19 protein-coding genes and 1 CRISPR repeat array are annotated in these 26217 nt (G+C 61.8%); of the genes, 5 read left to right on the plus strand and 14 right to left on the minus strand.

Annotation, left to right across the window (positions count from 1 at the left end; translation table 11 throughout):
• Positions 1 to 212: 212 nt before the first annotated feature.
• Both glgX and treY read left to right on the plus strand, forming a co-directional pair.
• Entirely contained in the window at positions 213 to 2393 is a 2181-nt protein-coding gene (glgX, locus tag AC559A_RS10135; RefSeq protein WP_051434476.1) for a glycogen debranching protein GlgX, read from the plus strand.
• Between the two features lie 50 nt (positions 2394 to 2443).
• Entirely contained in the window at positions 2444 to 5359 is a 2916-nt protein-coding gene (gene treY, locus AC559A_RS10140; protein WP_498817834.1) for a malto-oligosyltrehalose synthase, read from the plus strand.
• 22 nt (positions 5360 to 5381) lie between these two features.
• A CRISPR array of direct repeats spans positions 5382 to 5952; the repeat unit is 33 nt; unit sequence GTTTCAATCCACGCCCCCCGCGCGGGGGGCGAC.
• Positions 5953 to 6132: 180 nt separating this feature from the next.
• Here the strand turns inward: treY and cas2 are convergent.
• From cas2 to AC559A_RS10205, 13 genes are all read right to left on the minus strand, one after another.
• A complete protein-coding gene (gene cas2 / locus AC559A_RS10145; protein ID WP_028571947.1) occupies positions 6133 to 6423 on the minus strand; it encodes a CRISPR-associated endonuclease Cas2 in 291 nt (96 codons plus the stop codon).
• Between the two features lie 9 nt (positions 6424 to 6432).
• Positions 6433 to 7464, minus strand: coding sequence for a type I-C CRISPR-associated endonuclease Cas1c (cas1c, locus tag AC559A_RS10150; protein ID WP_498817835.1), 1032 nt, complete (start codon positions 7462 to 7464; stop codon positions 6433 to 6435).
• Complete coding sequence (gene cas4, locus AC559A_RS10155) at positions 7461 to 8096, minus strand: CRISPR-associated protein Cas4 (protein WP_498817836.1); 636 nt, start codon at positions 8094 to 8096, stop codon at positions 7461 to 7463. The genes cas1c and cas4 overlap by 4 nt, the downstream gene beginning before the upstream one ends.
• A gap of 52 nt (positions 8097 to 8148) precedes the next feature.
• A complete protein-coding gene (locus AC559A_RS10160; protein WP_498817837.1) occupies positions 8149 to 9015 on the minus strand; it encodes a HEAT repeat domain-containing protein in 867 nt (288 codons plus the stop codon).
• Positions 9016 to 9876: a type I-C CRISPR-associated protein Cas7/Csd2 gene (cas7c, locus tag AC559A_RS10165; protein WP_028571951.1), complete on the minus strand. Its 861-nt coding sequence runs from the start codon at positions 9874 to 9876 to the stop codon at positions 9016 to 9018. It abuts the gene before it with no gap.
• Complete coding sequence (gene cas8c, locus AC559A_RS10170) at positions 9873 to 11624, minus strand: type I-C CRISPR-associated protein Cas8c/Csd1 (RefSeq protein WP_498817838.1); 1752 nt, start codon at positions 11622 to 11624, stop codon at positions 9873 to 9875. Before cas8c ends, cas7c begins: the two co-directional genes overlap by 4 nt.
• Positions 11621 to 12286, minus strand: a complete 666-nt coding sequence (gene cas5c / locus AC559A_RS10175) for a type I-C CRISPR-associated protein Cas5c (protein ID WP_498817839.1) — start codon at positions 12284 to 12286, stop codon at positions 11621 to 11623. Before cas5c ends, cas8c begins: the two co-directional genes overlap by 4 nt.
• Before the next feature lie 191 nt (positions 12287 to 12477).
• Positions 12478 to 14721, minus strand: coding sequence for a CRISPR-associated endonuclease Cas3'' (locus tag AC559A_RS10180; RefSeq protein WP_498817906.1), 2244 nt, complete (start codon positions 14719 to 14721; stop codon positions 12478 to 12480).
• 413 nt (positions 14722 to 15134) lie between these two features.
• Positions 15135 to 15896, minus strand: coding sequence for a TIGR04219 family outer membrane beta-barrel protein (locus AC559A_RS10185; protein WP_498817907.1), 762 nt, complete (start codon positions 15894 to 15896; stop codon positions 15135 to 15137).
• Between the two features lie 2 nt (positions 15897 to 15898).
• Positions 15899 to 16489 carry a cysteine hydrolase family protein gene (locus tag AC559A_RS10190; RefSeq protein WP_498817840.1) on the minus strand — a complete coding sequence of 197 codons (591 nt, stop codon included), beginning with the start codon at positions 16487 to 16489 and terminating at the stop codon, positions 15899 to 15901.
• A 9-nt stretch (positions 16490 to 16498) separates the two neighbouring features.
• Positions 16499 to 16801 carry a Dabb family protein gene (locus AC559A_RS10195; RefSeq protein WP_028571957.1) on the minus strand — a complete coding sequence of 101 codons (303 nt, stop codon included), beginning with the start codon at positions 16799 to 16801 and terminating at the stop codon, positions 16499 to 16501.
• Positions 16802 to 16972: 171 nt separating this feature from the next.
• Positions 16973 to 21607, minus strand: coding sequence for a glutamate synthase-related protein (locus AC559A_RS10200; RefSeq protein WP_498817841.1), 4635 nt, complete (start codon positions 21605 to 21607; stop codon positions 16973 to 16975).
• A gap of 174 nt (positions 21608 to 21781) precedes the next feature.
• A complete protein-coding gene (locus AC559A_RS10205; protein ID WP_498817842.1) occupies positions 21782 to 22534 on the minus strand; it encodes a TIGR03915 family putative DNA repair protein in 753 nt (250 codons plus the stop codon).
• A 47-nt stretch (positions 22535 to 22581) separates the two neighbouring features.
• Here AC559A_RS10205 and AC559A_RS10210 point away from each other — a divergent pair, with 47 nt between their 5' ends.
• The gene (locus tag AC559A_RS10210) at positions 22582 to 22794 is read left to right on the plus strand and encodes a hypothetical protein (protein WP_156932904.1); all 213 of its coding nucleotides are present in this window, start codon (positions 22582 to 22584) and stop codon (positions 22792 to 22794) included.
• Between the two features lie 22 nt (positions 22795 to 22816).
• Here AC559A_RS10210 and AC559A_RS10215 read toward each other — a convergent pair whose 3' ends face one another.
• Positions 22817 to 24169 (minus strand): putative DNA modification/repair radical SAM protein, encoded by a 1353-nt coding sequence (locus AC559A_RS10215; protein ID WP_498817843.1) that lies wholly within the window; start codon positions 24167 to 24169, stop codon positions 22817 to 22819.
• Positions 24170 to 24350: 181 nt separating this feature from the next.
• Between AC559A_RS10215 and htpX the strand changes: the two genes are divergently transcribed.
• Positions 24351 to 25241, plus strand: coding sequence for a protease HtpX (gene htpX, locus AC559A_RS10220; RefSeq protein ID WP_028571959.1), 891 nt, complete (start codon positions 24351 to 24353; stop codon positions 25239 to 25241).
• A gap of 116 nt (positions 25242 to 25357) precedes the next feature.
• Positions 25358 to 26206 carry a ribonuclease H-like domain-containing protein gene (locus AC559A_RS10225; protein WP_498817844.1) on the plus strand — a complete coding sequence of 283 codons (849 nt, stop codon included), beginning with the start codon at positions 25358 to 25360 and terminating at the stop codon, positions 26204 to 26206.
• Positions 26207 to 26217 lie beyond the last annotated feature (11 nt).

Raw genomic sequence — 26217 nt, forward strand, 5'->3', positions numbered from 1 at the left:
ATTCTGGGAGGACTGGAATCGAAAAGAGTGAACAAATCAATACATTCACGACTGTTCGGCTTTGGGGCGACGAATCGGCTTCGGCCCGTAACGGCTCGTCTCGGGCCATCCTCTTTCCCCGTCATGCAACGTGGAAGCCTCTCGTTGGCCCGGCTTCAAGAACCGTCGCCATCCATCAGCCATTTTTGACAATCTTCTTCAGGAGCAACACCATGAACGCGGCTGAAACAGCCTTGAACGGCACGCCCTCAAAACCCAACGGCCCCCGGGTCTGGCCCGGTTCGCCCAATCCTCTGGGGGCCACCTGGGACGGGTCGGGTGTAAATTTTGCCCTGTTCTCGGCCCATGCCGAAAAGGTCGAGCTGTGTCTCTTCGACGGGGACGGCGTTACGGAGACCGCCCGGATAACCCTGCCGGAACATACCCATGAAGTCTGGCACGGCTATCTGCCGGACGCCCGGCCCGGACAGCTATACGGCTACCGCGTCCACGGCCCCTACGAGCCCTTGGCGGGACACCGTTTCAATCCCAACAAGCTGTTGCTGGACCCCTACGCCAAGGTCCTGGTCGGGAATCTGAAATGGGACGACGCATTGTTCGGCTACACAGTGGGCCATCCGGACGAAGACCTGTCCTTTGACGAACGGGATTCCGCGCCCTTCATGCCCAAGTGCCAGGTGGTGGACCCGGCCTTCACCTGGGGCCGGCCCATGGACTTTCGGCCCTGGCACGAAACCGTGATCTATGAAATGCACGTCCGGGGCTACACCATCCTCCATCCCGAGGTGCCCGAGGAGTTCCGGGGGACCTTCGAGGGCCTGGCTTCCCAGCCGGTGGTCGACCATCTCAAGAACCTCGGCGTCACGGCCATCGAGCTGCTGCCCATCCACGCCTTTTTGCAGGACCGTCACCTGATTGATCGCGACCTGAGCAACTACTGGGGCTACAACTCCATCGCCTATTTCGCGCCCAACCCGGACTACCTCCGCCCCAGAAACGATCTTTCATCCTTTAAGAGCTTTGTTCAAAAAATGCACGACGCCGGTATCGAGGTGATCCTGGACGTGGTCTACAATCACACCGCCGAAGGCAATCATCTTGGACCGACCCTCTCCTTCCGGGGCATCGACAATTACTCCTACTACTATCTGATGGGCGACCAGCCGCGGTTCTACAACGACTTTACGGGCACGGGAAACGCTCTGGAACTGCGCCATCCCAAGGTCCTGTCCATGGTCATGGATTCGCTGCGTTACTGGGTCCAGGTGATGGGCGTGGACGGCTTTCGTTTCGACCTGGCCACCACCCTGGCCCGGGTGGAGGGCCCCTACGACGAGCACGCCAGTTTCCTGGACGCCGTGGCCCAGGATCCGGTCCTGGGCCAGGTCAAACTGATCGCCGAGCCCTGGGATACCGGCCTGGGCGGATATCAGGTGGGCAACTTCCCACCCGGCTGGGCCGAGTGGAACGACCAATACCGGGATGCCATGCGCAAATTCTGGAAAGGGGACGAGGGGCTGCTGCCCGAGTTTGCGGGACGCTTCTCGGGCTCCGCGGACATCTTCAACCGCCGCGGCCGACGAACCTGGGCCAGCGTGAACTTCATCACGGCCCACGACGGCTTCACCCTGCACGACCTGGTCAGCTACAACCACAAGCACAACGAGGCCAACGGCGAGGACGGCCGGGACGGCTCGGACAGCAACAATTCCTGGAACTGCGGCGTGGAAGGCGAGACGGACGACCCGGAAATCCTGGCCCTGCGTCGTCGCCAGATGCGCAACTTCCTGGCCACCCTGCTCTTGTCCCAGGGAACGCCCATGCTCACCGCCGGGGACGAATTCGCCCGCACCCAGCAGGGCAACAACAACGCCTACTGCCAGGACAACGAAATCAGTTGGCTGGATTGGACGGCCATCGACGAAGCCGGCCGGGCCCAGATCGACTTCGTCACCCGGCTGCTCGCCCTGCGCCACCAGCACATCGTCTTTCACCGCAACCGCTTCTTCCACGGAGACATCATCCCAGGTACGCGGGTCAAGGACGTAATCTGGCTGCATCCCGACGGCCGCGAGATGATCCGGAACGACTGGCACGACCACGAGGCCCGCTCCCTGGCCATCCGTCTGAGCGGCGAAGCCGGCATCGTCCACCTCACGGAAACCGGGGAGCAGGAACCGGACGACACCTTCCTGCTCCTGGTCAACGCCAGCCATGAAGACGTGGCCTTCGTACTGCCCAATGGAGACAGCGGAGCCTGGGAGTCCCTGATGGACACCGTGTCCGAGGACGGCCAGCCCGAAGGCGACGTCGGCCCCCACTCGCCGGGCGTAAAACTGACCCTGGGAGGGCGCTCGCTGCGTTTGCTGCGCCTAGTGGCGGAGGCTGGGTGAGCCATGGAGGAAATGACGCTGTACCAGCCCAAACAGGACAGGATCACCCCATGAATCCGCTCTACGCCCCCACATCCTTCTACCGGCTGCAATTCCACGCCGGCTTCACCTTTGCCGACGCCCTGGAAATCGTGCCCTATTTGCGGGACATGGGCGTGAGCCACGTCTATACGTCTCCGGTCCTGGCCGCCCGGCCCGGCTCCACCCACGGCTACGACATCGTGGACCACCAGTCCCTGAATCCGGAACTCGGCGGACGGAAGGGCTTCGACGCCCTCAGCGCGGCCTTGTTGGAAGCCGAAATGGGGCTGGTCATGGACATCGTGCCCAACCACATGGGCATCGGACGCAGCGACAATCAGTGGTGGCTGGACGTGTTGGAATGGGGGCGCAGCAGTCGCTACATCCATTTTTTCGACATCGAATGGTTTCCCCAGACCCAGGGCATCCACGATCAGGTCCTGCTGCCCGTGCTGGGCGACCTTTACGGCGCGGTCCTGGAGCGCGGCGAACTGCGCCTGCGCTTCGACGCCCAGGCCGGCTCCTTCAGCGTCTGGTACTACGAGCACCGCTTTCCCGTCTGCCCGTCCACCTATCACCGGATTCTGGCCCCCTGCCTGGAATATGCCGGAGAGGAAACAGCCGCGCACCCGGAAATCCGCGCCGCGTTCACCGAATCCAAGCGCCTGCGGACCACGCCCCGCTCCGGAACCCGGCGCAAGGCCCTGCGGACCCGGGGCGAGACCTTCAAAGCCTCCCTGGCCCGGTTGACCACGGACCTGCCGGACCTGCGCCGCGCCCTGGAACACGCCGAGCATCTCTTCGCCCCGGATAGCCCGGACGGCCGGGGCTTGGAGCGACTGCACAAGCTGCTGGAACGCCAGCACTATCGCCCGGCGTTCTGGCGGGTGGCCGGATACGAAATCAATTATCGTCGCTTTTTCCAGATCAACGACCTGGCCGGATTGCGCGTGGAGGAGCCCGAGGTCTTTGCCGCGGCCCACGGCCTGATCCGGGAACTTGTCGCCGCCGGGCAGGTGCACGGGCTGCGCATCGACCACATCGACGGGCTCTATGATCCCGCCGGATACCTGGACCGGCTGCAAAAGCTGCTCAAGCCCCAGGCCGCAAGTTTGGGCTTCGTCCCCGGCCGTTTTCCGGTCTATGTGGAAAAAATCCTGGAAGAGCACGAAACCCTGCGCAACCGCTGGCCGGTGCATGGAACCACGGGATACGACGCCCTGAGCGAAATCAACGCCGTGCAGATCGATTCCGGAGGTTTGGCCGAGCTGCGCGCCCTGTACGAAATGCGCGAGGGCGCTGGAAGCGCGGACGCCCATGCCGAGGGCGTGCGGGCCAAACGGCAGATCATGGACCAGGAACTGGCCTCGGAACTGGAAGTGCTGGCCACGGAAACCACCCGCCTGCTCAAGCGCGATCCGGCGACCCGGGACTTTTCCCGGGGCGAAGTCCGCCAGGCCCTGCGGGAGATCGTGTCCCGTTTTCCGGTCTACCGGACCTATGTCGGCTCCAAAGGCCCCACCGCGGAGGATGTCCGGGACCTGGACTGGGCCCTGGGCCTGGCCCGGCGAGCACGGGCCGTGAGCCATCCCCGGCTCTTCGACGTGCTGGAATCCCTGCTCAAGGCCTCCTGGCAAAAACGCGCCGACGGTCGCCCCCGGGCCGACGTCCTGCGCCTGGCCCGCAAATTCCAGCAGTTCACCGGACCGGCCATGGCCAAGGGCATGGAGGACACCACGTTCTACCGGGTCTTGCCCCTGATCTCCATGAATGAGGTGGGCATGGGGCCGGACCGGCGGATCAGCACGGTGGGGGATTTCCATCAGCAGATGCAGCGCCGCGCAACGGACTGGCCCAGATCCATGGTCACCACGGCCACCCACGACACCAAGCGCAGCGAAGACGTCCGGTCCCGGATCGCGGTGCTTTCGGAACTGCCCAAGGCCTGGGCCGAACGGGTGGAACGCTGGCAGACCCTCAACCGCCGGGCCCGTCGCGAGTCCGCCCTCGGTCCTCTGCCCTCCAGCCGGGACGAATACCTGTTCTACCAGACCCTGGTCGGTGTCTGGCCTCCGGAAGGACTCGGCCCGGACCTTCCCGGAGCAACGACTCTTTCCGCGTTGCAGGACCGCCTGCGGGCCTACATGATCAAGGCGGCCCGGGAAGCCAAGATCAGCACCTCCTGGCTGAACCCGGACGAGGAATACGAACAGGCCCTGGCCGATTTCACGACCCAGGTTCTGGACCCGGGCCCGACGGCCGCGCCGTTTTTGCGCGACGTCCAGGAGTTCGTGACCAAACTGGCCGTGCCCGGTGCGTGCAACGCCCTGACCCAGACGATCCTGCGCCTGACCATGCCCGGAGCGCCGGACACCTACCAGGGCACGGAACTCTGGGACGACTCCCTGGTGGACCCGGACAATCGCCGTCCCGTGAACTTCACGGACAGATGGGATGGTTTACGGGAATTTCAAGCCGCGGAGGCCGGAGAAAATCAAAGAGACTATGTCGCGTCGCTCCAGAGGACCTGGCACGACGGGCGCATCAAGCAATACGTCCAATGGCGCCTGCTGACGCTACGCCGCGCCCATCCGGAGCTGTTTCTGAACGGGAACTACGTCCCTCTGGAGATTTCCGGGACCAGAGCGAACAACATCCTCGCCTTTGCCCGTATCCATCGGACCCATGGGCGACAGGCGGTCATCGTAGCCCTGCCCCGCCTCGTCGCGGACCTTTGCCCACCGGACGGCGGATTTCCCACCGGCGAAGCCTGGTCGGCCACAACCATCGCCCTGAACACAACCCTTCCCAAAGCCGGCAAGGACGGTCGCTGGCAAGACCGCTTCACCCACCGTTCCATATCGCCGACGGACGGCGTACTCACCGCAGCCGAACTCTTCACCGACCTGCCCTGGGCAGTGTTGACCTTTACGCGAAAAGGCTGAGAACAAGATCAACTTACGAAGCGTTTCAATCCACGCCCCCCGCGCGGGGGGCGACGACGGTGCAAATGTGGAGCAACCTGGGCACGGCTGGTTTCAATCCACGCCCCCCGCGCGGGGGGCGACGTAAAGCAATTTGGGCCGATTTCGGAGCCCGATGTTTCAATCCACGCCCCCCGCGCGGGGGGCGACATTCGTTCCTATTGTGAGTAATCAAATTTATTATGTTTCAATCCACGCCCCCCGCGCGGGGGGCGACAATCGGCTCCGGGCTGCGGCCAACGAGGAAGGCAGTTTCAATCCACGCCCCCCGCGCGGGGGGCGACGCCCGCACAGGCGGGCTTTCCTTAGGCACTCCGGGTTTCAATCCACGCCCCCCGCGCGGGGGGCGACCCCTGGACATGATCAATCAGCATCTGATGCGAGGTGTTTCAATCCACGCCCCCCGCGCGGGGGGCGACCGGTTGCGGAACTAGACAACCGTGCGCTGTTCCTGTTTCAATCCACGCCCCCCGCGCGGGGGGCGACTTGCTGAACTGGAACCATGGGCTATCGACACGAAGGTTTCAATCCACGCCCCCCGCGCGGGGGGCGACTGTTGGCTTGCATTCCTTTGCCGCCCAAGGATTCAAAGCCAGATAATCGCGAACCTCCAATTTGCAGCGTGCAAGAAGTGTCAAAAAAATCAAACAGGAATATTTATCAATAAAAATCAAAATATTGTATTCCGCGCGAACCTGCCGTCATTTTTACCGCAGCTTCAGGTTCGCGAATCACTAAATGACCAACGGGCCTTCCTGGTCAAAAGGCTCTTTTGCTCCGGCGTGCTCCACCCGTTTTCGCCAGTTGGAACCGAGAAAATAGAATCGCAGGCTGTCCTTTTCCGGGTTGATTTCGTCGAGCAGTTGCTGTTTCAGCTTGGTCCACTGGGCAGGATCGACAATGCACTCGAACACAGAGAATTGAACACGCTGCCCATGGTTCTTACAAATTTTGGCCACTCGGCGCAGACGTCCCGGACCGCCGGGATCGGATGTGGACACGTCGTAGCTGACAAGGACGAACATGGAATTGCATCACCTCCAGATGAACGGCGGGTAGCCGTCCAGGTCTCCGCGAATATGCCGAGCCAGAAGCAGGGCCTGGATGAACGGCAAAAGGCCGATTTCCACTTTTTCGTTCAGGAACGGATGGTTGATCATTTCCTGTTTGCGTTTCTGGTAGGCGACGAGGAACGCCTTGCGGGTGTCGTCCTTCATCAATACGCCGCCGGTTTCGGCTTGGTTGAATCCGGACTTTTTGATGACCCCGAGGTTGATCTGGGAGAGCACCAGCCGATCCGCGACGACGGAGCGAAACTCCTCCATAATGTCCAGGGCGAGGCTGGCTCGCCCTGGCCGATCCCGATGCAGAAAACCGACCGCGGGGTCCAAGCCGACGGACTCCAAGGCGCTGCGGACATCGTGCATAAGCAGGGTGTAGGCGAATGACAGCAGGCAATTGACGTTGTCCAACGGCGGGCGGCGGCTGCGATCCTGGAACGAAAACCCCTCTTTTTGCGAGGTGATCAAGAAATTGAATACACTGAAATACGTTCCGGCCGCGTCGCCTTCGATGCCTCGCAAGACATCCAGGGAGGTGGAAACCTGGAGTTGATCCAAGGAAAAGCGCAACCGTTGCGCGGCGTCCCGCAGGGCCTCAGCGCCGGGTTTGTCGCCGTGATCGCGGAACGCCCTTTGGAGCACCGTGCGGCTGTTGCTGATTTTCCCAGCAAGCAGCGCACGAGCTATATTCGCGGACTTTTCCTGATCATCAGCCCACCGATACTGTTCCCGCCGCAACAGCACATTGCCCGCAACCGGTCCCTGGACCCGGGCCAAAAAGCGGCCATACTCAGTCAGAAAACTGACCCCCACGCCCCGCTCGGCGCACAGTCCCAACAGAAACGGACTGCACGAGACCTGTCCGAAGCAAACGATGCCGGCCAGCGTATGGATGGGGACCTGCAGGCGCGTCTCTTTTTCCACGCGCACCAGCACGGTCTCGCCCTCACGGGACAGATACGCGCCCTGGGTCGTCACATAGAGGGTGTTCAAAAGTTTCTTCATGTTGTCGGTTGCATAAGCATGCGTGAGAGGTAGCGCCGAGCGCTTTTCGCTGATCCGGCCACCCTGGGCAGACAAAGTTCAAGCAGCGAACAACTGTCGCACTTTTTTTCGTACCGAGCTGGCGGGGTCGTTCCGGAACGGATCAACTCGTGCAGCCTGGCAGCCGTATCCATGGTTTCCCGGCGCAGTGCCGCATCAAAAGCCACATCCTTGCGCCTGCGATTCTGGCCGTAAAACAGCGCCCCTCCGGGCACATGGCGGCCCAGCATTTCTTCCAGGCACAGGGCCTGGGCGCAGAGCTGCACCTCGTCGCAGTTGTCCTTCTTGGGGCGACCCCGCTTGTATTCCACGGGAAACGGCACCCAGTCGTTTCCCTTGAAATGGTACTCCACCACGTCGGCCCTTCCCGATAGGCCCAAGTTCAAAGACCGTAACGGCACGCCCGTTTCGATCCGCGCCGTGTCCCTGGTCTGCCGCTGCCCTGAATCCACCCGCTCATGCATGATCCGCCCTTCAGCCGTGAAGCGGTTTTCCGTCCAGACCTGCTCGATGTGGATCAACGCGCACTGCCTGGGGCAGAATATCAGGTGCTGCAAGGCGGAAAGAGGGAGGAGGTCTGCTTCCAGGTACATACGACTATCTTCGCTTACGCTGTGCGACGTCGCGACTCGCCAGAAAAGCAAGTCAGCGATATTGACGCAGTTTCTCCAGCAGACGAACGCGCAGGACCGGCTTGTCGGCTGGATACAGGGAGATGAGGCGCTTGCCCTGCTGTTGATAGAGCTGTTGTTTCTTGAGCATGCCGATTTTATAGTCCGCCGTGTCCATGCCCCAGTATTCGATGTACACGTCGAACTCCGGCAGATAAAAATCCGGCCGGATGGCGTACCCGTCCAGGATGCGGAATCGTTCGTCGTAGCGATAGCGGATGTCCTCGGCCTTCAGGGCCTCACAGATGAGCCGCTCGCCTTCGGATTGCACCCAGGTACCGTCCCTGGCTCGAATGTTTTTCTGCAGTTCCACCTTGATCTCGTAGTTGCGGCGCTCCAGGAACACCTCGTCGAAGCAGTGGTCGCAAAACGGACGCTGGAAGGCCTTGCGGCTGCGGACGTACTCATCCGGAGCCAAGCGCACGCCGCACCGCTTGCACAGATGAACGACCTGTTCCTCGGCGATGCGCACGGCCTCGGTGATGTACTCAACGGCCAGGGCCGCGTCGCGTTGATTGTAGTCCTTTTCCACCGGGTTCGCGGCCATGTCGCGGAGGTCCGGCAAGGCCGGCTTGGCTGCGACGCCGTACAGCTTGAGCGCCCGTATGGCATACTGGCGGACCTGGGGATGCGTGTCGGACAGCAAGGGATGCAGCGCGGCAACGGCCTCATCCGCATCGGCCAACCCGGCCAACTTGCCCATGGCCGACGCGGCCAGACGGCGCACATTGGCCACGGGCGAACGAGCCAGTTGCGCAAGTTCCGGCAAGGCGGCCGGATCACCGGAGTTGCCGAGATCCACCGCCCGTTGCCGGAATTGCTGTTCGAGTTTTTTGTCCATCTATAGCATTTCCAATAGTTCAACCCCCGCCGGAGGCTGGCCAAGGGTGACCGCATAGTCCTTGAAGGAGCGGGCCGGGCCGGTGGAGTCGTCCCGGCGCTTCACCTGGACCAGGTCGAAGAGCTTGTGGGCCGGAGCGTTGCCGAGCTTGTTCTGGTGCTTGAAGACAAAGAGCTTGCGGCTGCTCATCAGGCCGCGCGCGGCCGAGCGGTCGTGCTCGAACATGTTGACCAAAGCATCCCAGAGCAGATCCAAATCCGCCTCGGAAAAGCCGGTTTTTTCGGCCAGGGGCGCGGAGACAAAACCGTGGGCCACGTACAATCCGTAGGGCACGATATGCTTGCGGCCCATGGTCCGCTCTTTTTCCAGATCCTTTTCATTGGTCACGGCCATGCGGGTGATGCTGATCTCCTGGGGCACGATGGGTTCCACGCTTTTGGCGAAGGCCAGTTGCACCGGTCCGCGAACCTGTCCGCAGTTGATATCCGTGGTCATAACCGCGCCGAAGGTCCGGATGTCATAGAAGTTGGCGCACATCCAACCCGTAACCTTCAGGGCGTCTTCAACTTTTTTTGGCAGTTTCTTGGCTTCGAACTTGAGGTCATGAGCGATGTAAGCCTGCTCATGCGTCCTGTTCAGCACGGCCTTTTCCTGGATGTATATTTTGAAGCCCTCGGCCCCTTCCTTGGCCAGAGCCACATGATTGCGGATCTTGCGCTTGATGCAGACGTCCGTGACCAGCCCATGTCCGGTCTCCGGGTCGATGCGGGGCATGTTCCCGGCGTCCGGATCGCCGTTGGGATTTCCGTTGACCACGTCGAAAAGCAGGACGAATTCATGGCGGTTGGCAATGGCGGTCATGACTGAGTCTCCTTATTTTTCTTGGTGAAAAAATCCTTGCGCTGATGGTAGTAGCCGATCATGAACAGTCCCTGTTCCTCGGAGGACATGGTGGCCGGAAAATCGTCAAAGGCGTCGATGATGTCCTGGATCATTTTATCATAGCTGAATGCCAGACCTTTTTTCTCAGGCTCCTTGCGCAACTTGGCCGTATGATTGGCCGCGTTTTTGAGCAGCATGTGGAAGACCTGCCCGGGGTTGGCCGAGGCCGAGCCGAGGTAACGGTCCTTGATGGTCGCATTGGTGCCGGGAACCGCCTCTTCCTGGGCTTTTTCCAGCACCGCGAACAGCCTGCCCAACAAGTACGGGCGATCGGTTCGAGCGGGATCGAATGACACGGGAACCTCCCATTGTTTGTTGCGGATCAAAAACGCCTTGATCAAAGCGGCTCGGAAATACGTCACCTGATGCTCGGCCCGGATGCGGCCGAGCACGGTGGGCAGCAGGCTTTGCGGATACGGCGAGCCTGTCAGCATGGCTTTGGCTATGCCACCGGCCAGAACGGGCGGGATATTTTCGCTTTTGCCCAGCGGCGCGGTCTGGCGGAGCAGTCGCCAGAGCGGCGGAAACTCCGGATCGGAGTCGAATTGCCGGACGATTTCCATTTGCTGAAAATGCTTGCCCACCTTTTGCAACAAGCCCCCCACTGTGCTGGTTTCCCAGAAACGAATGGACAGCCGGGACGCATTGGGCGCAAGGGCCAGCAGATAAAAGCGCACGGACTCGTCCAGATCCGGCACGATGTCCACGGCCCGCCGTCCCGAGCGGATAGCCTGGAGCAGATCGTGAATTTTGACCGTGGTCTGATGATCAATCTGGATTTGAGGCAATGCGTCCACTGGGGCGGGGTCAATCAGGTCCGCCAGGAAATCTTCCATCAGATTGGAACGTTCGGCCCAGAACACAATGGTCATGTCGCCAATGGTGATTTTCTGGCGGCTCCCCCTGGTCAGAAGGGCATTGAGGGCTGTGGTGTAGGCAAAGGCGGATGTTTCGCCCACATCGGCCTTGTCCCGTCCGTAGGAGACGAAGGCCGAAGCATTGAAGGAAACGATGTACCCGCCGGAAGTCTGCCCGCCTACAACGCCTTTGATGGGCGTATGCACTCGGGCCAACGGGACATCTTGTTCGCCGGTAATCAGGCACTGGACCTTGGGGGCCTCATCCAGCTTGGCGCAATGAGTGCGCCATGCATTTTGCAGCGGTGGATGGTCGTGAAGAAAACCCCTCACTCCTTCCAGTCGAAAGACGAGATTGGCCCCCGCGACTTCCTCCCAGGGGGTATAGGCATTGATGATCGTCTCAGCCTCGTCCGGCTCCCAACTTTCCATGAAGCCCCGGATCGCAACAAAACCAGGATCGGAGACGTCAGCGCCAATCTCGTGAAGCAGTTCCTTGAAGGCGGCAAACCGGGGTACTTTGGTTTTTGTTTCGTTCTTGTCCGCGCCCAGCACATAGGCGGCCTTGTCCCAGAGGAAGTTCGCCTTGACCCCCGAAGTCCTGGTCACTGCCGCCGGAACAGCCATTTTGCGGGGAAAGCGCTTTTTGCCGTCCGTTTCTCGCAGATCCTCCACGCCACGGAGATTACCCTCCGTGTCCAGGATCAAGGCAAAGGAAATGTTTTCAATGCTTGTGCCGTAGGGCGGCATGCCCGAGTCGGGGTCGGCGATCATCCTTTCGTAGTAGCCATGCAATGCTTGCAGAATCATGCTCGCACCTCCGCTGACCAAGGCGGGGGCGGCTCGATGACGCCGTCCTTCATTTTGGCCTTGAAAAACAGCGGTGTCATGCCCTGGGAAAAGTCGATGTCCAGAAGCATGTAGCCCAGCTCCTTGGTCTGGCCGACATAGAAAGACACCGGCACCTCGCCTTTGACCAGCTCAAAAGAGGCCGGGAACTCCCGGCAGCCCAGGCAGGGTTGGTGGAAGAACTGCCCTGCTCCGGCCCGGCGGTTGAAAATGTCCAGGTGCTTGCCCGCGTTGTCCTCTGGTCCGGCCTTGTCCGTGAGCACGAAATGGGCTTCGATGACGTAGTCCACATGCCGCAGGAGCGTGGCGGCGCGTTGCTGGCGGTTGTTGCCGTCGTCCACCAGGAAATACAGCGGTTTCTTGTCCCGCATGGCCGTGACCGGATTGGGTTTGGGAATCTTGGAACTGACCTCGTTGCGACGGACGTTGTCGAAAATAATGGGCTTGAGCACATGAATCTTGTCCACCACCCAGCGGATGGCCGGTTTCCAGTGGATGGCCTCCAAAATCCCCCGAGCCGCGGACGGGGTCATCACGTCGTAGGAAACTCTCTCGACCTTCATTTCGGGTCTGGTCCAGCACGCATAGTCGCCCCAGACCCGCAGCTTGATGCCGAATGCCATGGCGTCCTCCTGAACGTTGGCCGCGAGGCATGCGCCTCGCGGCCAGAAAGCTAACAGACACAAACGTTTAAATCCAAGTTTCAATCCACGGACCGATGTTGGCCGACGTCTGTTTCACCTCCTTGTGTTTTTGAATCCCCATATCGCAAGAGTAAATTTCTTGGCAAGAAAAATTTTCTTGGACTTAAAAGTTAGATTATCAAAGACGACGGCTCCCAAACATCTCCTTCATCCACGCGCAAACCGACGCTCCTGTCGTAGGCCGCCAGGTTGCACAGAACAGGATACTGGTCATGGATCATCTCCACGGCTCCGGCCGCGTGCAGCCGAGTCAGATCTTTGGAACGAACTGTCATGGAATACTGTTGCAGCTTGCGCAGTGTGGAGCGAGGAAATTCGGTGTGCCGCAACTCCCGGATCAACAGTTGGGCTTCTTCGGATTCCTTGAGGTCGAGACCATTCACCTCCGGCATCAAGGGAATGATCACGGCCGTGCCTGCATCCTCAATAATGCGGAAATCCTGGGCCACCTCCTTGAACGGAAGAATCAGTTCCTTGTTGAGGGGAGCGTTCAGGCGTTTGTAGATTTGTTTTCCGTCCAGGTTCTGGTCATGATACAGGAGTTCGAAGTAGCTGCGCATGACTTCAAGTCCCAGAGGATCGGCGTCCGGCATAGTGCGCAAGGTCTCGGCTGCACGGGACGCGCAGCGTTGCAGCCAGGGCATTTTCGGTGGCTGTTCAGGTTCAAAGACAAAGACCTGACCGCCGCCCCCCCGTCCAACGGGCAGCCTCCCTTCCCGGTTGCACCGCCCGGCGGCCTGGGCAATGGAGTCCAGCCCGGCCATGGCCCGATAGACCACGGGAAAATCGACATCCACGCCTGCCTCGATCAGGGATGTGGAAATCACCCTGCACGGCAACCTGTCCTGGAGCCGCCCACGGACCACGGCCAGCACATGCCGACGGTGGATCGGGGTCATGTTGGTGGAGAGATGAAACGCGCCATCCCTGTTGGCCAGTTGTTCAAAGACCGTCTTGGCCTGGGGCTTGGTGCTCGCGATGCACAGCACCTGTTCATGTTCGTCCAATCGCGCGGCCAGTTCCGCGTTGGACAGCTTGCCGACAAACCGGACATGGGTGCGCTTGAGTTGTTCATAGAGTTGGTCCGGTTGGACAATGATTTCCCGCACGTCGCGCAAGGCAGTGAGCAGTTTGGGATCGTCCAAGGCTGGCTGGGTGGCTGTGCACAACACCACAGTGCAACCGTAACGGTCCACCAGTTCGCGTAGCGCCGCCAGGCAGGGTTCCAGGTACTCCGTGGGAATGGCCTGGGCCTCGTCCAGGATAATCACGCTCCGGGCGATGTTGTGCAGCTTGCGGCAGCGCGAAGGCTTGTTGCTGAACAGGGACTCGAAGAACTGGACGTTGGTGGTGACCACCACCGGAGCATCCCAATTTTCGGCGGCCAGACCGCGCCGGGTGTCATATTCCCGGTCCTCCGGGTCATCCTTGTCCCGATAGTTGCAATGATGCTCCAGCACGTTGGCCCGTCCGAGAATGTCGCTGAATACCTTGGCGTTCTGCTCAATGATGGATGTGAAGGGGATGGCGTAGATGATCCGGCGCAGTCCGTGGATCACGGCGTGGTCCAAGGCAAAGGCCAGGGAAGACAAGGTCTTCCCGCCGCCTGTGGGCACGGTCAGGGAGAAGAAACCCGGCGGCGACGCGGCCATGCGACGGCAGTCTTCCAGGATCCTGCTGCGCAGGATGTTCACAGGAGTGGGATCGGCCTTTTGCAGCAGGCGATCCAGGTGCATGTCCAGGTTGGTTTGCAATGTCGGGATCTGGTCGGTTTGGGCCTGAATCTTCGTGCACGTCAGCGAGTTGCGCAGTCCGGCCTTTTCCGGCGAGCAAAAGGCCTCCGTGTCCAGGAAATCCGCGTCCGTGAGGCAGGAAAAGAGCATGCGGGTGAAGAAGGACAAGGTGAAGCCAACCTGGTTGCGGGACAAAGTGAACGGCGGTTTCAGGTCGGCTGGACAGGCGACCACGGGCAACACTTCGACGTAATCCGGAAGGCGTTCCTGCTTCAGGCGAAAGTGAAGCTGCCCTTCCTGCACCCCTCCATCCGGCAGGCCGCCGTGATGGCCGGCCACGATGTAGGACAGCAAAAGCCCGAGCCGCCCGCATCGCTCCGCGCCCAGGCGGGCTCCAAAAATGGAATGGTTGACCCGGATTGGTCGCCCTTCCAATCTCGCGATGAACTCCGCAGTCGCCTTGCCCGCGTCGTGCAGCAAACCGACGGTCCGCCCCCAGTCGGAAGCGCCGAAAGCCGCGGCGAATTCCGCGGCAAGTCGGGCCACGTTCTCCAGATGGTCTTCAAGAAGCTGCCAGTCCGACTTGTCCGGATTGGGCGTCGAATGGGCGTAAAATGGCATGGTCACTTCCTCACCTCCATCCTTGACGGTTCAGATTTCTTGGCACCCCTCGAAAGAATAACGGGATACTGCTCGACCGAGGTTGACCTCTACCATGACCACAGGCTCAAAACCTGACCCTGTCAAAAACAACTTTTCGCAGAGGCCAAGGGCCATTTTTCCGAATTGATTCAGAAAAGTCCGTTGGGAGAAGAGAGGGTCGTTGCCGGAGTTCATCAGCCGTTTGTCCGGCTTGTGGCGCAGGTGTGATGGGAGGGAGAGCGTGGACCGGGGTTCAGGAGGGGGTGAACCGCTGTTCATGGCCGAGGATTGCGGCGCTCCGGTGGAGGATTGTCAGAAGACAGCGGCATGGGCGTCCTTCTGGACGCCCATGCCTTTCTCTGATGGGTCGAGGGGAAAAATGAAGCAACGAATCAAAAGCTGATCCCGATCTCGGCGAACGGGCCGCTGATATCCACGTCGGCCTTGAGGCCCTTTTCGTCGATGGAGACGGAGTCGTAGCGATAGCCGCCGGCAAGAAAGAGGTGGTCCAGGGGATCGAAGCGCACCCGGCCGATGAGGCTGTAGAAGTGGTTTCCGGCGTAGGTCACGCCGCGGGCCTCGGCTTCCAGGGCGAAGAAGTCCACTGGTCGCAGGCTGGCTCCGGCGTAGAGCGTGGGCACGGGCAAAAGCATGCTCTCGGACTCGGAAAGCCCGGTCTGCTCCTGACGGACCTCGAAATCCACGTCCATCAGCCGCAGGTTCAGCCCCAGATCCACGTTGAACATGCCCATGGTCGCCATCTTCAGCCCCGGAATGCCGTAGAACAGACTCACGTCGTACTGATTCAACCGCAGCTTGCCGTCGATGGGCGCATCCGCTGAAAAGGTCTGGTTCCCGAAGGTAAAGCTCCCTTTGGCCGTCCCCTTGCCCGAAAAGGTCGTCGGCGTGGCCATGAATCCGATATTGGGCAGGATCAGCGGGGTTTCCAGGCGAGCGCGAAAGAGCAGCCCGGTCTCATCGTCCAGTCCCAGAGTGCTTTCCAGATCAAGCCGATCATGGCCCGTCTGGCCTTTGTAGGACACGTCCCCGGACGGGGACTGATGCCAGACGCCCACCGCCGCCTCGAACCCCGTGGCCCCGGCCCATCCGGGAAGAATCAGCATGATGCACGTCGTCAAAACAGTCCAAAACATCTTCACTGTGGTTTCTCCTCTGAAAGGTTGCTCAACTCCTGGAACGCCATACACGCGATGCCCATATTGCGCATGTCCTCGATATTGTTCGCCGCGACCCGCTCGGTCTGAGCGGAACAGGCGTCCGAGACCACGATCACCCGGTAGTCCCGGCCCAAAGCGTCCACGGCCGTGGCCCGGATGCAATTGGGATACTGGGTTCCGGCCATGACCAGCGTCCCGACTCGCAGCCGACGCAACAGAAAATCCAGTTCCGTGCCCAAAAACGCGCTGAACCGCTGCTTGGTCAACACGTAGTCGCCGGAGCGCGGCGTCAGTTCCACCACGATCCGCGCCCCGGGCGTCCCGGCCACGCAGATGCCCGCGCCGTTCTGAAACAGCTCCTGCCGGGTATATTCCACGTCGCTGCCGTCGGGCCGGTGCTCGCGAACCACGTGGATCACCGGCCAGGATCGCTCCCGGGCATGCTCAGCCAGCGCGGCGACAACCGGAATCGTCGCCCCGGCCCCGGCCACGGCGGTCGGGGCTTCGGGCAGGACGAAATCGTTCTGCATGTCCACGATCAGCAAGGCGGGATGAGAAAGTTCGGCCACCGCGTCCTCCTATATCTCGTAATCCACCACGCCCCGATCAACCACCACCTTTTTCACGAACTCCACGCAGCGCTGGTGTTCCGGGTGCTGCTGGTAGCCTTGCAGGGCTTCGCGGGATTCCAGCTCGGAGTAGAGCACCACCTGCCACGTTGGAGAGGCCTGAAAAACATCCAGTCCGACCTCCAGGTGGAGCAGACCGGGAACCTTGCCGTTCAACGCCTCCAGCATCTGCTTCATCTTCTTCCCGTTCTCCTCAGCGCTCCCCCCTTCGGCCTGGTCCTTCAACGTCCACATCACGATATGCTTGATCATTGTCTTCCTCCTTGGATGTTATGGTTTGTTGCGATGAAAGGTCGGATTGTTCTTACGGAGATCCTCGCGGCGTTGGATTACAGTTTCGATTGCGATTTCGATTTCGATTTCGAGCACCGCATCGCAAAGCACGAAAGATCCTCCTGACTCCTGACTTCTACCCTCCCCCCCTCACTCCGCCTTGGGCGGGTTCTTATCCGCCGGGACGATCATCACGAAACGGGTTTCGGCCTCGGCCATGAGTCGTTCCACGGCCTGGGCTTCCTCCTCCTGGAAGGTGGCCCGCAGCTCGGCTATGTAGCGGCTGACCAGCTCGCGGATATCCGCGAGGCCCTGTTCGGTGACGTCCCGGACGGCCACGTCCGCGCCGCTGGCCAGACGCCGCCGGATCGCGGCCTTGTCGAATCCGAATTCCGGGTAGAGGCATGGATAGACCACCCCGCCGGTCATCCCGGAGCAGATCCATGGTCCGGGATCTCCCAGGACCACGACCCGTCCGCCGGTCATGTACTCGAAGGCAAAGCCCTTGAGGTGGGCGCGCACCGCCAGGTTGCCTTCCTCGTCCCGGACCTTGGACGTAATCCGGGCTCCGAACACCGCGTCCGCCCCGGACATCCGGATGCAGGCCCGGGAATCGGCGTAGTTCTGGACCATCAGCATCCCGTTGATGGCTCCGTAGGCAAAGCTCTTGCCCGTGGAGCCGTCCACCCTGCGGCCCATCAGGTTCGCGCCCTTGAACACGCCGCAGGCCCCGCCGAAGCTGCTCTTGGCCGTGCCGTCCTGGGCCCCGCCGTCCACCATCACGTCAATGCCCGGAATGTTGAAGGCGCACAGACCGTTGCCGGGTACGGAGGAATCCAGACGCAATCTGGCCCGGCGCTCTCCGGAATCGCCGAACCGACGGACAACGGCCCCGGCCAGGTAGGTGCCCATGGCCCGGTCCACGCTGCGCACGTGCTGATCCGTGTACCGGACCTCGCGGGTCTGTTCGTCGGCAAACTCGGCCAGGGAGATGTCCGCCACCAGCTTGGTCAGGACGTTCAGCGGCTTGCGCACCATGCGCAGGGCTCCGGCCGGTCCGGCGGCGCCGTCCATGGCCGGGCGGGCCAGAATGTCCGTCATGGCCACGACGTTGTGATGGGATATCTGGGCCAGAAAATCCGTACGCCCGACCACGTCCCGAACCCGGCTGACGCCCAGATCCGCCAGAATGGCCCGCATTTCCTCGCCGATACAGGTGAACAGCCGCACCAGGTTGCCGGTTTCCGCGGCCGCTTGCAGCGGAGTAAATCCCCTCACGCCGCGCTTTTCCGCGTCGGCCTTGGTCCGCAGCTGGGTGGAGATGCCCCGGGGGCAGGTGTCCAAATGGCAGCGCCGGCAACTGATGCAGCCCACGCCCATCAGGGCCGCGGTGCCCATGCCTACCCGGTCCGCGCCGAGGAAGATCATCTTCAGGGCATCCGCGCCGCTGCGCAGCCCGCCGTCGGCCCACAGTTCCACGCCGTCCCGCAGGCCGGACTCCACCAGGGCCCGGTGGGCCTGGCTGACCCCGATCTCCGCGGGCAGGCCGACATACTTCTTGCTGTGCTCCCGGGCCGCGCCCGTGCCGCCGTCGAACCCGGAGACCGCGACGATGTCCGCCCCGGCCTTGGCCACGCCCACGGCAATGGTGCCCACCCCGCTGGTCACCGGGATCTTCACCGAAACCCTGGCCATGGGGTTGGCGGTCTTCAGCTCGGTGATGATCTGGGCCAGGTCCTCGATGGAATAGATGTCGTGATGATTGGAGGGGGAGATCAGGGCGATGCCCGGCTTGCAATGCCGGGCCTGGGCCACCATGGCCGTGACCTTCTGGCCGGGCAGATGGCCGCCCTCCCCGGGTTTGGCTCCCTGGCCGATCTTGATTTCCAGGAAGTCCACGGAGTTGAGAAAAGCCATGTGCACGCCGAAGCGGCCCGAGGCGATCTGCTGGCCCCGGTTGTGGCGGTATTTACCGAGCATGTCCGGAATTTCCCCACCCTCCCCGTTCATGCACACGATGTTCAGAATCCGCGCGGCCTCGGCGTAGCTCCGGAAGGAGTTCTCTCCCTGGGAGCCGAAGCTCATGGCCGGGATGACCAGGGGCATGGCATGACCGGCAATGGAGATATCCACTTCGCTCATGGCCAGGGGCACGGCCTTGCCGGGCCGCGTAAAGCCCAGGACGTGCCGCAAGGCCACTGGATTCTCCTGTTCCAAAGCGGCCAGTTCCTGGGCCATCTCCCGGAATCCGGCCACCCCGGTGGCGGCCCGGCGCATCACCCGCCCGACCTTGGTGTTCCGGGCCGGGGTGCTCCAGAGCTGGGCCGAGGTCTCCCGGACGGCCTTGTCCAGACGACGCCGGGCGATCTCTTCCAGTCGGGCCAGGGACAGGCCGACATCCGGGGACTGGCAGAAGTTGGCGCACTTGAAGATTTTCGCCAAATCCCCGGCCAAGCCGATGGAGGAAAAAATCCGGCCATAACCGCACAGTTCATGGATGCCCATGGTGGACATGACCTTTTCCATGCCCTTCTGAAGCACATCCATGGTGGTCCGGATCACGGTCTCGGCCGACCGGCTTTCCGTGGCGTGCTCCCGGGCCATGCGCCAGATCATGTACGGATTGATCGCATCCGCGCCCAGTCCGAGCAGAAACATCACATCGTGCAGATTGCGCACCGCGGCGCTGCGCACGACCAGTGAACAGCGCCGCCGCAAACGGTGTTCTTCCAGATAATTGCCGATCACGGCCAGGGCCAGGCCTGGATCGACATAGACCAGCCCGTCGGAAAACGTCCGTGAATCGTCCAGAACCAACAGCACGGCACCGGCGTCGATGGCAGCCCGAGCCTCCAGGCACAGTTCGGAAAGGCGTTGCTCCAGGCAGCCTTGGCCGTTGCCTGGGCCACTGTCCGGGCCTTCAGTCCTGGCCTCGAACACCGCATCCAGGACGGCCACCCGGTTCGGGTCCCGACCCTGACCCGTAAAAAACGAAAGCACGGAGTCCAGGGTCTGGGTGCCGAACTCCGCGGCCAACTGGGACAGGGCCGACCCGCAGACCCGGCCATCCAGGCAACCGCCCAGCAGCAGCGGCGTGCGCAGTTCCAGCCCCACGGCCCCGGAGCGCTCCCGGTTGTCGATCTCCGGTCGGTCGCCGAGCATGCAGCGGGTGGTGAAATGATCGGCCTCCCGCTCCCGGTCAATGGCCGGATTGGTGACCACGGCCACGTTTTCCTTGAAAAACTCGGAGATGTTGGGCAACCCTTCCGGGCTCAGGCAGGCCAGCGGCCCCTGGTAGCCCATGGAGCCGATCAGCGCCCCGCCGATAATGGTCGCCGTTTTCTTGCGCATCTCCACGTCGTACTTGTGCCACCCCAGGGCGGCCAGCACGTTTTCCCGCACCATGTCGCCCGGCGACAACCGCGACCGGCCGTCGTCGAGCAGGCTTTCCAAGCCAAAGGCTTCCTCCGGCTGCTCCGGAACAACGTGATACAACGTGCCGATCCGCTCCCGCAGACCGCTGCGGCCCTGCATCAGCCGGACCAGTTGGCGCTGAAAGGCCCGGTAGTTGAACACCACGGCCCGCCGACCGGTCAGGGACAGGATGGCCATTTTCTCCCCGGGAGCCAGGGGCACGGGGTCCGTGGCCGTGTCCTCCAAATCCACCACGCCCTTTTCCGAGGACAGATAATAGTTGTAGTCGCTTTCGCCGAACCACAACGGACGCAGCCCCAGGGCGTCCACGCTGCCGATGCAGACGTCCCCGTGCCGGGCGATGACCGCGGCCGGTCCCTGGGCTGATGGCGGAAAGAACCAGCGGTAGGATTGATAAACCTTGCGCAGATCCTCGGGATAGTGCTCCACCTCGCTGTGCACCGCCGGGAAGACCATGGCGAAGGCTTCGGCGGGTTCCAGCCCGTAGCGGTGGATCAATCCTTCGACGGCCCGGTTCAGGTCCTGGGAATCACTGCCTCCGGGCACGGGCTCGATGCCCAGATTGCGCGACGCCCCGCGCAGCCGCTCGATGGTATTGATCTCGCCGTTGTGGGCCAGGATGGAAAACGGCTGGGTGCGCTCCACCGTGGGCAGGGTGTTGGTGGAATAGCGACTGTGGCCCAGACAGATCTTGGACCGGGTGGCCGGATCGCGCAGCTCCGGATAGACCCGCTGCAGCAGATCCGGCCCGCCCCGGACCTTGTAGACCACGCTGTGCTGGGACAGGGAGGCGACATGGAGATCCGGCTCCAGATCCTCAAGCTCCACAAGCACCTTGAACAGCAGTCGACCGGAGTCAATGCGCACGTCCTGGCGGACCAGCCCGGCCACCTGCCAGAACAGCGGCGTCTCGGCCCGGGCCATGGGCCCCAGCTCGTCATCGTTGGTCCGGCCTTGCAATTCCAGGACGATGTCCAGCCCCCGCAGGGCAAAGGTCTTGCGGACCGTGTCCAGAACGTCGTCGGCCCGCTCGCGGATCCGCCGGGGCAGGAGAAGATGACCCACGAAAAACCCGCTGGATTCGGCCAGATGCGGCGACAAACCGGCTTCCTGGAGCCGACGGCTCCACAGTTCCCGCGGCACGTCGGTCATGATCCCGCATCCGTCACCCTCATCGTTGATGTCCCCGGAACGATGGGCCATCTTTTTCAGGGCCTCGATGGTCCGGACAATGTTGGCATGGGTCACGCGGCCGCGCTTGTCCACGAAGGCGATAATCGCGCAGGCGTCGCGCTCTTCGCAAATTGGTCGGCTGGAAGTGGGACTGTGGGATGGGATGAGCTTTGACACGAAGTCCTCCGTCTTGAAATAGCGGAAATAATGGGTGGGCGAAGCATCGACGTCCGTCGGCGAAGCGATGGCGTCCCCCTCGGCATCATTAGCTGACCGGGTGAAAGAAATCAAAAGCTTCACGCGCTGAATCGGTCGGTTCAACCGCTTTATTCAGCCGCTCAATCCGAATGTTCAGGTCGGCCGCTCCACCAGATGCTTCCAATACCGCCGGGGCATGAACCGGCGCTGCAAGGCCGGATTGCGGCGCTCGGGCACGGCCAGGGCCTGGACATACTCTCGCCAGAGTTCCTGGAACGTGGTTTCACGTCGGCTGAGCAGGGCGTCCACGTTTTCGGGGACCCCGACCACCGGATGCAACTCCTGGCCGTCCCAGGCCAGGGCCAGCCCGCGACGCAGGTCGTGGATCACCCAGTTGTCCTGGGGAAAACGGCGCTGAAAATGGGGGGCCACGAGCGGCAACACATTGTGGTCCGGCTCAAAGCGGGCGTACAGGGTTGCGTCCCGCAATTCCATGAAACGCAGCAGGCCGGTACAGCGATGCGCCTCCTTGCCGACCTTGGCCTTCCAGTCCATCACCCGGCGCACCGCGGCGTTGGTCCTCATCCCCAGGACGCTTGTCCCTGCTTGCAGCGTGAGGCGCGCGAATTCGTACAGCTCCGGCTCAGCCCCCTGAACTTCGGCCAAAAACACATAAACCAGATGCTGAACAGCCCCCTCCCCGCCTGACCGGCGCAAACGCTCCAAAAAACGAGCCGCCGTCTCGGCATGGACCGCTACCCGCGTCGGCGGCCACAACCCGGGCCGCCCCTCACCCTCGACCACAAACCCGCACCGCTCCAGCCCTTCTCCATCCGCCGCGGCAAAGGCGCACAGCAGTCCGTCGAAGCTTCCGTCGTAGGAAAAAATACGCGGTATCTGATCCATTGCGAGTACCTCTTGTCAGAGGGTTTAACGTTCCCTACATTCCTGGCATGAAAACGCTTGCATACGGAAGCTATAGGGCGCGAGTCGATTTCGACGCTCGCGACAACATTCTGGTTGGCCACATCATCGATATCAACGACATGGTGAGTTTCCATGCGCCCACCATTGAAGAGCTGTTCGTGGCCTTTGCAGAAGCGGTCGAAGACTATCTTGCGACTTGCACGGTCATAGACAAGCCTCCTGAGAAAAGCATGTCCTAATTGCTCCCCCCGACGCTTCGTTTCACCAAAGCGACAACTGCTTCATCCTTGGCGCTCTGGTCTTTTCCAGACCGCGGAGCACGGTTTCGGCCTGGGCCGGGTTCCAGGCTTCGTTGTTCCAGAACTTGCCGCTGGCCGTGACGAAGAAGCGGGCGCGTTTCATGACCACGCCGAGTTTCTTCAGGTCTTCGGGGTGCAGGGGCCCGAAGCGGCGGGCCGCGATGATCCGTCGGGACGAGCGGATCCCGATGCCGGGGATGCGCAGGAGTTGGTCCAGGGGGGCCCGGTTGACCTCCACGGGAAACAGGTCCGGGTGACGCAGAGCCCAGGCGGCCTTGGGGTCGAGCTGCTCGTCAAGCCACTCGTGTTGGTCGTCGAACAGTTCCGCGCTCTGGAAGCCGTAATACCGCAGCAGCCAGTCCGCCTGGTACAGGCGATGCTCCCGCAGCAACGGCGGCGCATTCAGGGCCGGCAGGCGGTTGTCTCGGCTGACCGGCACGTAGCCGCTGTAGTAGACCCGCTTCAGCCCGAACCGCCCGTACAGCGCCTCGGCAAGCCGCAGAATCTGCCGATCCGGCTCCGGACTGGCCCCCACGATCAACTGCGTGCTCTGTCCCGCCGGGGCGAACATCGGGGCTTTCGCGGTTCGTACCGGGAGTCCGCGCCGAGCTTGGGCCGCCTCGCCGACCAGCTCGCTGATCCGGAGCATGGGCAACAGCACCCCGTCCCGGGTCTTTTGGGGCGCAAGGCTGCGCAGGGAGGTCTCGGAGGGCAGCTCGATATTCACGCTCAGCCGGTCCGCGGCCAGACCGGCCCGCTGGATCAGTTCCGGAGCCGAGCCGGGGATGACCTTCAAATGGATGTAGCCGCCGAAGCCATGGACGCGACGCAGCTCTTCGGCCACCCGGACCATCCGCTCCATGGTCCAATCCGGATTGCGGCAGACCGCGGAACTCAGAAACAGTCCTTCGATGTAATTGCGCCGATAGAAGTTCAAGGTCAGGTCCACGAGCTGGCCGACCGTGAAGGTGGTCCGGGGCAGGTCGTTGTCGCCGCGATTGACGCAGTACGCGCAATTGTACTCGCAGACGTTGGTATACAAAATCTTGAGCAGGGAAATGCACCGCCCATCCGCGGCCCAACTGTGACAGATTCCGGAATGAGCCGGAGCGCCCAACACGGCTCCGGGACGAGCCGCCGTGGAACCGCTGGAGGAGCAGGACACGTCGTAGCGGGCCGACTCGGCCAGAATGGCCACCTTGCGGACCAGATCCGGCCGACGGATCAGCGCGGGGGTGCCGAGGCGGGGCTCGGTGCCGAAATCAAGGCCCGGGCTTAAAGAGAGAGGCACTTTTGCCACTGAGTTTAAAACCATATCCATCCTCTTGCCCGGATACTCTTATCGCGGCCGTCCATACGGGACGTTCCCGCCTACCGACAATCGCATTCTGACCAATCTTGCCTCGTGAAACAAGATTGATTATATACAACAGTTAAGGCATACGGCAGCTTTGCTTGTTGACACATATCTTCTCATTCAGGAGGTCTATCGGAAAATGAAACGGATTGGATTGTTTTTACTAACAAACATCGCCATCCTCGTGGTTTTGAGCATCGTCCTTTCCCTGTTGGGCTTCACGGGCATTCTCGATGAAACGGGCAGGGGTCTGGACTATGGCAGCTTGCTGGTCTTCGCCGCTGTTTTCGGCTTTGGCGGTTCGTTCATCTCACTGGCCATATCCAAATGGATGGCCAAGCGCCTGACCGGGGCCAAAGTCATCACCTCGCCGCGCAACCAGGCCGAGGCTTGGCTCGTGGAAACCGTGAAAAATCAGGCGGCCCGCGCTGGGATCGGCATGCCCGAGGTGGCCGTCTACGACTCCGACGCCCCCAATGCCTTTGCCACGGGAATGAGCAAAAACAACGCCCTGGTGGCGGTGAGCACAGGACTGATGCGCTCCATGACCCAGGACGAGGTGGAGGCGGTTCTGGCCCACGAAGTCAGCCACGTGGCCAACGGGGACATGGTCACCCTGACCCTGATCCAGGGCGTGGTGAACACCTTCGTGATCTTCATCTCCCGGGTGGTGGGCTATTTTGTGGACCGGGTCATCCTCAAGAACGAGGAAGGCCTGGGCCTGGGCTTTTTCATTACCAGCATCGTGGCCCAGATCGTTTTCGGCATCCTGGCCAGCGTCGTGGTCCTCTACTTCAGCCGTGAACGGGAATACCGGGCCGACGCAGGTGGAGCCAAGCTGGCCGGACGGGAAAAGATGGTCGCGGCCCTGGAAAAACTGAAACGAGGCGTTCAGGAGCCCCTTCCGGAACAGATGTCCGCCTTTGGCATCAACGGCAAGCCCGAAGGCCACGGCCTGAAGCTGCTGTTCATGACCCACCCGCCGCTGGATGATCGCATCGCCGCCCTGAAACGGCAGAACATCCAGTAGATCCGGCCACGAGAGCCGAGTCGGAACGTACCAAGAGCAAGGCCGTCATTCGCGTAGGAATGACGGCCTTGTTTTGTTCACCCTTGCCCTCCTGTCGCGACACCGCAAAGGCCCACATGCTCACCCATTCCTTCTGCCATCTGCCCCGCATCGGCAACGTCACGGAACGAAAAATCTGGGAGGCCGGCATTCCGTCCTGGAAAGAAGCCCGGAACAACGGAGGACGGTACCCGAAGCTCTTCTCCAAGGCCGCGCTGGAAACCCTGGAAGAATCGGAGGACCGCCTGGACAATGGGGAAGCAGCCTGGTTCGCCGAACATCTGCCCCGAAACGAAACCTGGCGGCTCTGCTCTCATTTCGCGGACCGCGCGGCCTTCGTGGACATCGAGACCACCAGCGGACCGGGCCCGGTGCACATCACCACCATCGCCCTGTACGACGGCGAACGCCTACGCACCTACGTTCACGGCCGGAACCTGGAAGCGTTTGGCGACGATATCCGGGAATACTCCCTGCTGGTGACCTTCAACGGCCGGTGTTTCGACGCCCCGATCATCCAGCGTGAACTCCGGGCCCCGCTGCCCGAGGCTCATGTGGACCTGCGCTTCGTGTTGCGTTCCCTGGGGATGAAAGGCGGACTAAAGTCCTGTGAAAAACAGATGGGATTGGATCGGAACGACCTGGAAGGACTGGACGGATACTTTGCCGTGCTGCTCTGGGACGAATACCAGACCACCGGCGATGAACGGGCACTGGAAACCCTGCTGGCCTACAACGCGGCGGACGTGCTCTCCATGCCGGTCCTGCTGGCCCATGCCTACGAGGCCAAGCTCCGGGAAACCCCGTTCTTCACCGCCCAGCCTCCTCGCCCGGAAATCCCCGAAAACCCGCACCAAGCCTGCCCGGAAATCATCCACCGCATCCGCAAACGCTTCGGCCTGCGGTTTCTGCCGAAAATGCGCTAGCAGGGCTTCCG

Origin of the sequence: Desulfonatronum zhilinae (assembly GCF_900182865.1) — a bacterium.
GTDB classification, from domain to species: Bacteria; Desulfobacterota; Desulfovibrionia; order Desulfovibrionales; family Desulfonatronaceae; genus Desulfonatronum; species Desulfonatronum lacustre.

Bases quoted from the DNA above. Each gene is read 5' to 3' on its own strand.
- glgX (WP_051434476.1), top strand. From the start codon at position 213: ATGAACGCGGCTGAAACAGCCTTGAACGGCACGCCCTCAAAACCCAAC.
- treY (WP_498817834.1), top strand. From the start codon at position 2,444: ATGAATCCGCTCTACGCCCCCACATCCTTCTACCGGCTGCAATTCCAC.
- cas2 (WP_028571947.1), bottom strand. From the start codon at position 6,423: ATGTTCGTCCTTGTCAGCTACGACGTGTCCACATCCGATCCCGGCGGT.
- cas1c (WP_498817835.1), bottom strand. From the start codon at position 7,464: ATGAAGAAACTTTTGAACACCCTCTATGTGACGACCCAGGGCGCGTAT.
- cas4 (WP_498817836.1), bottom strand. From the start codon at position 8,096: ATGTACCTGGAAGCAGACCTCCTCCCTCTTTCCGCCTTGCAGCACCTG.
- AC559A_RS10160 (WP_498817837.1), bottom strand. From the start codon at position 9,015: ATGGACAAAAAACTCGAACAGCAATTCCGGCAACGGGCGGTGGATCTC.
- cas7c (WP_028571951.1), bottom strand. From the start codon at position 9,876: ATGACCGCCATTGCCAACCGCCATGAATTCGTCCTGCTTTTCGACGTG.
- cas8c (WP_498817838.1), bottom strand. From the start codon at position 11,624: ATGATTCTGCAAGCATTGCATGGCTACTACGAAAGGATGATCGCCGAC.
- cas5c (WP_498817839.1), bottom strand. From the start codon at position 12,286: ATGGCATTCGGCATCAAGCTGCGGGTCTGGGGCGACTATGCGTGCTGG.
- AC559A_RS10180 (WP_498817906.1), bottom strand. From the start codon at position 14,721: ATGCCATTTTACGCCCATTCGACGCCCAATCCGGACAAGTCGGACTGG.
- AC559A_RS10185 (WP_498817907.1), bottom strand. From the start codon at position 15,896: ATGTTTTGGACTGTTTTGACGACGTGCATCATGCTGATTCTTCCCGGA.
- AC559A_RS10195 (WP_028571957.1), bottom strand. From the start codon at position 16,801: ATGATCAAGCATATCGTGATGTGGACGTTGAAGGACCAGGCCGAAGGG.
- AC559A_RS10205 (WP_498817842.1), bottom strand. From the start codon at position 22,534: ATGGATCAGATACCGCGTATTTTTTCCTACGACGGAAGCTTCGACGGA.
- AC559A_RS10210 (WP_156932904.1), top strand. From the start codon at position 22,582: ATGAAAACGCTTGCATACGGAAGCTATAGGGCGCGAGTCGATTTCGAC.
- AC559A_RS10215 (WP_498817843.1), bottom strand. From the start codon at position 24,169: ATGGTTTTAAACTCAGTGGCAAAAGTGCCTCTCTCTTTAAGCCCGGGC.
- htpX (WP_028571959.1), top strand. From the start codon at position 24,351: ATGAAACGGATTGGATTGTTTTTACTAACAAACATCGCCATCCTCGTG.
- AC559A_RS10225 (WP_498817844.1), top strand. From the start codon at position 25,358: ATGCTCACCCATTCCTTCTGCCATCTGCCCCGCATCGGCAACGTCACG.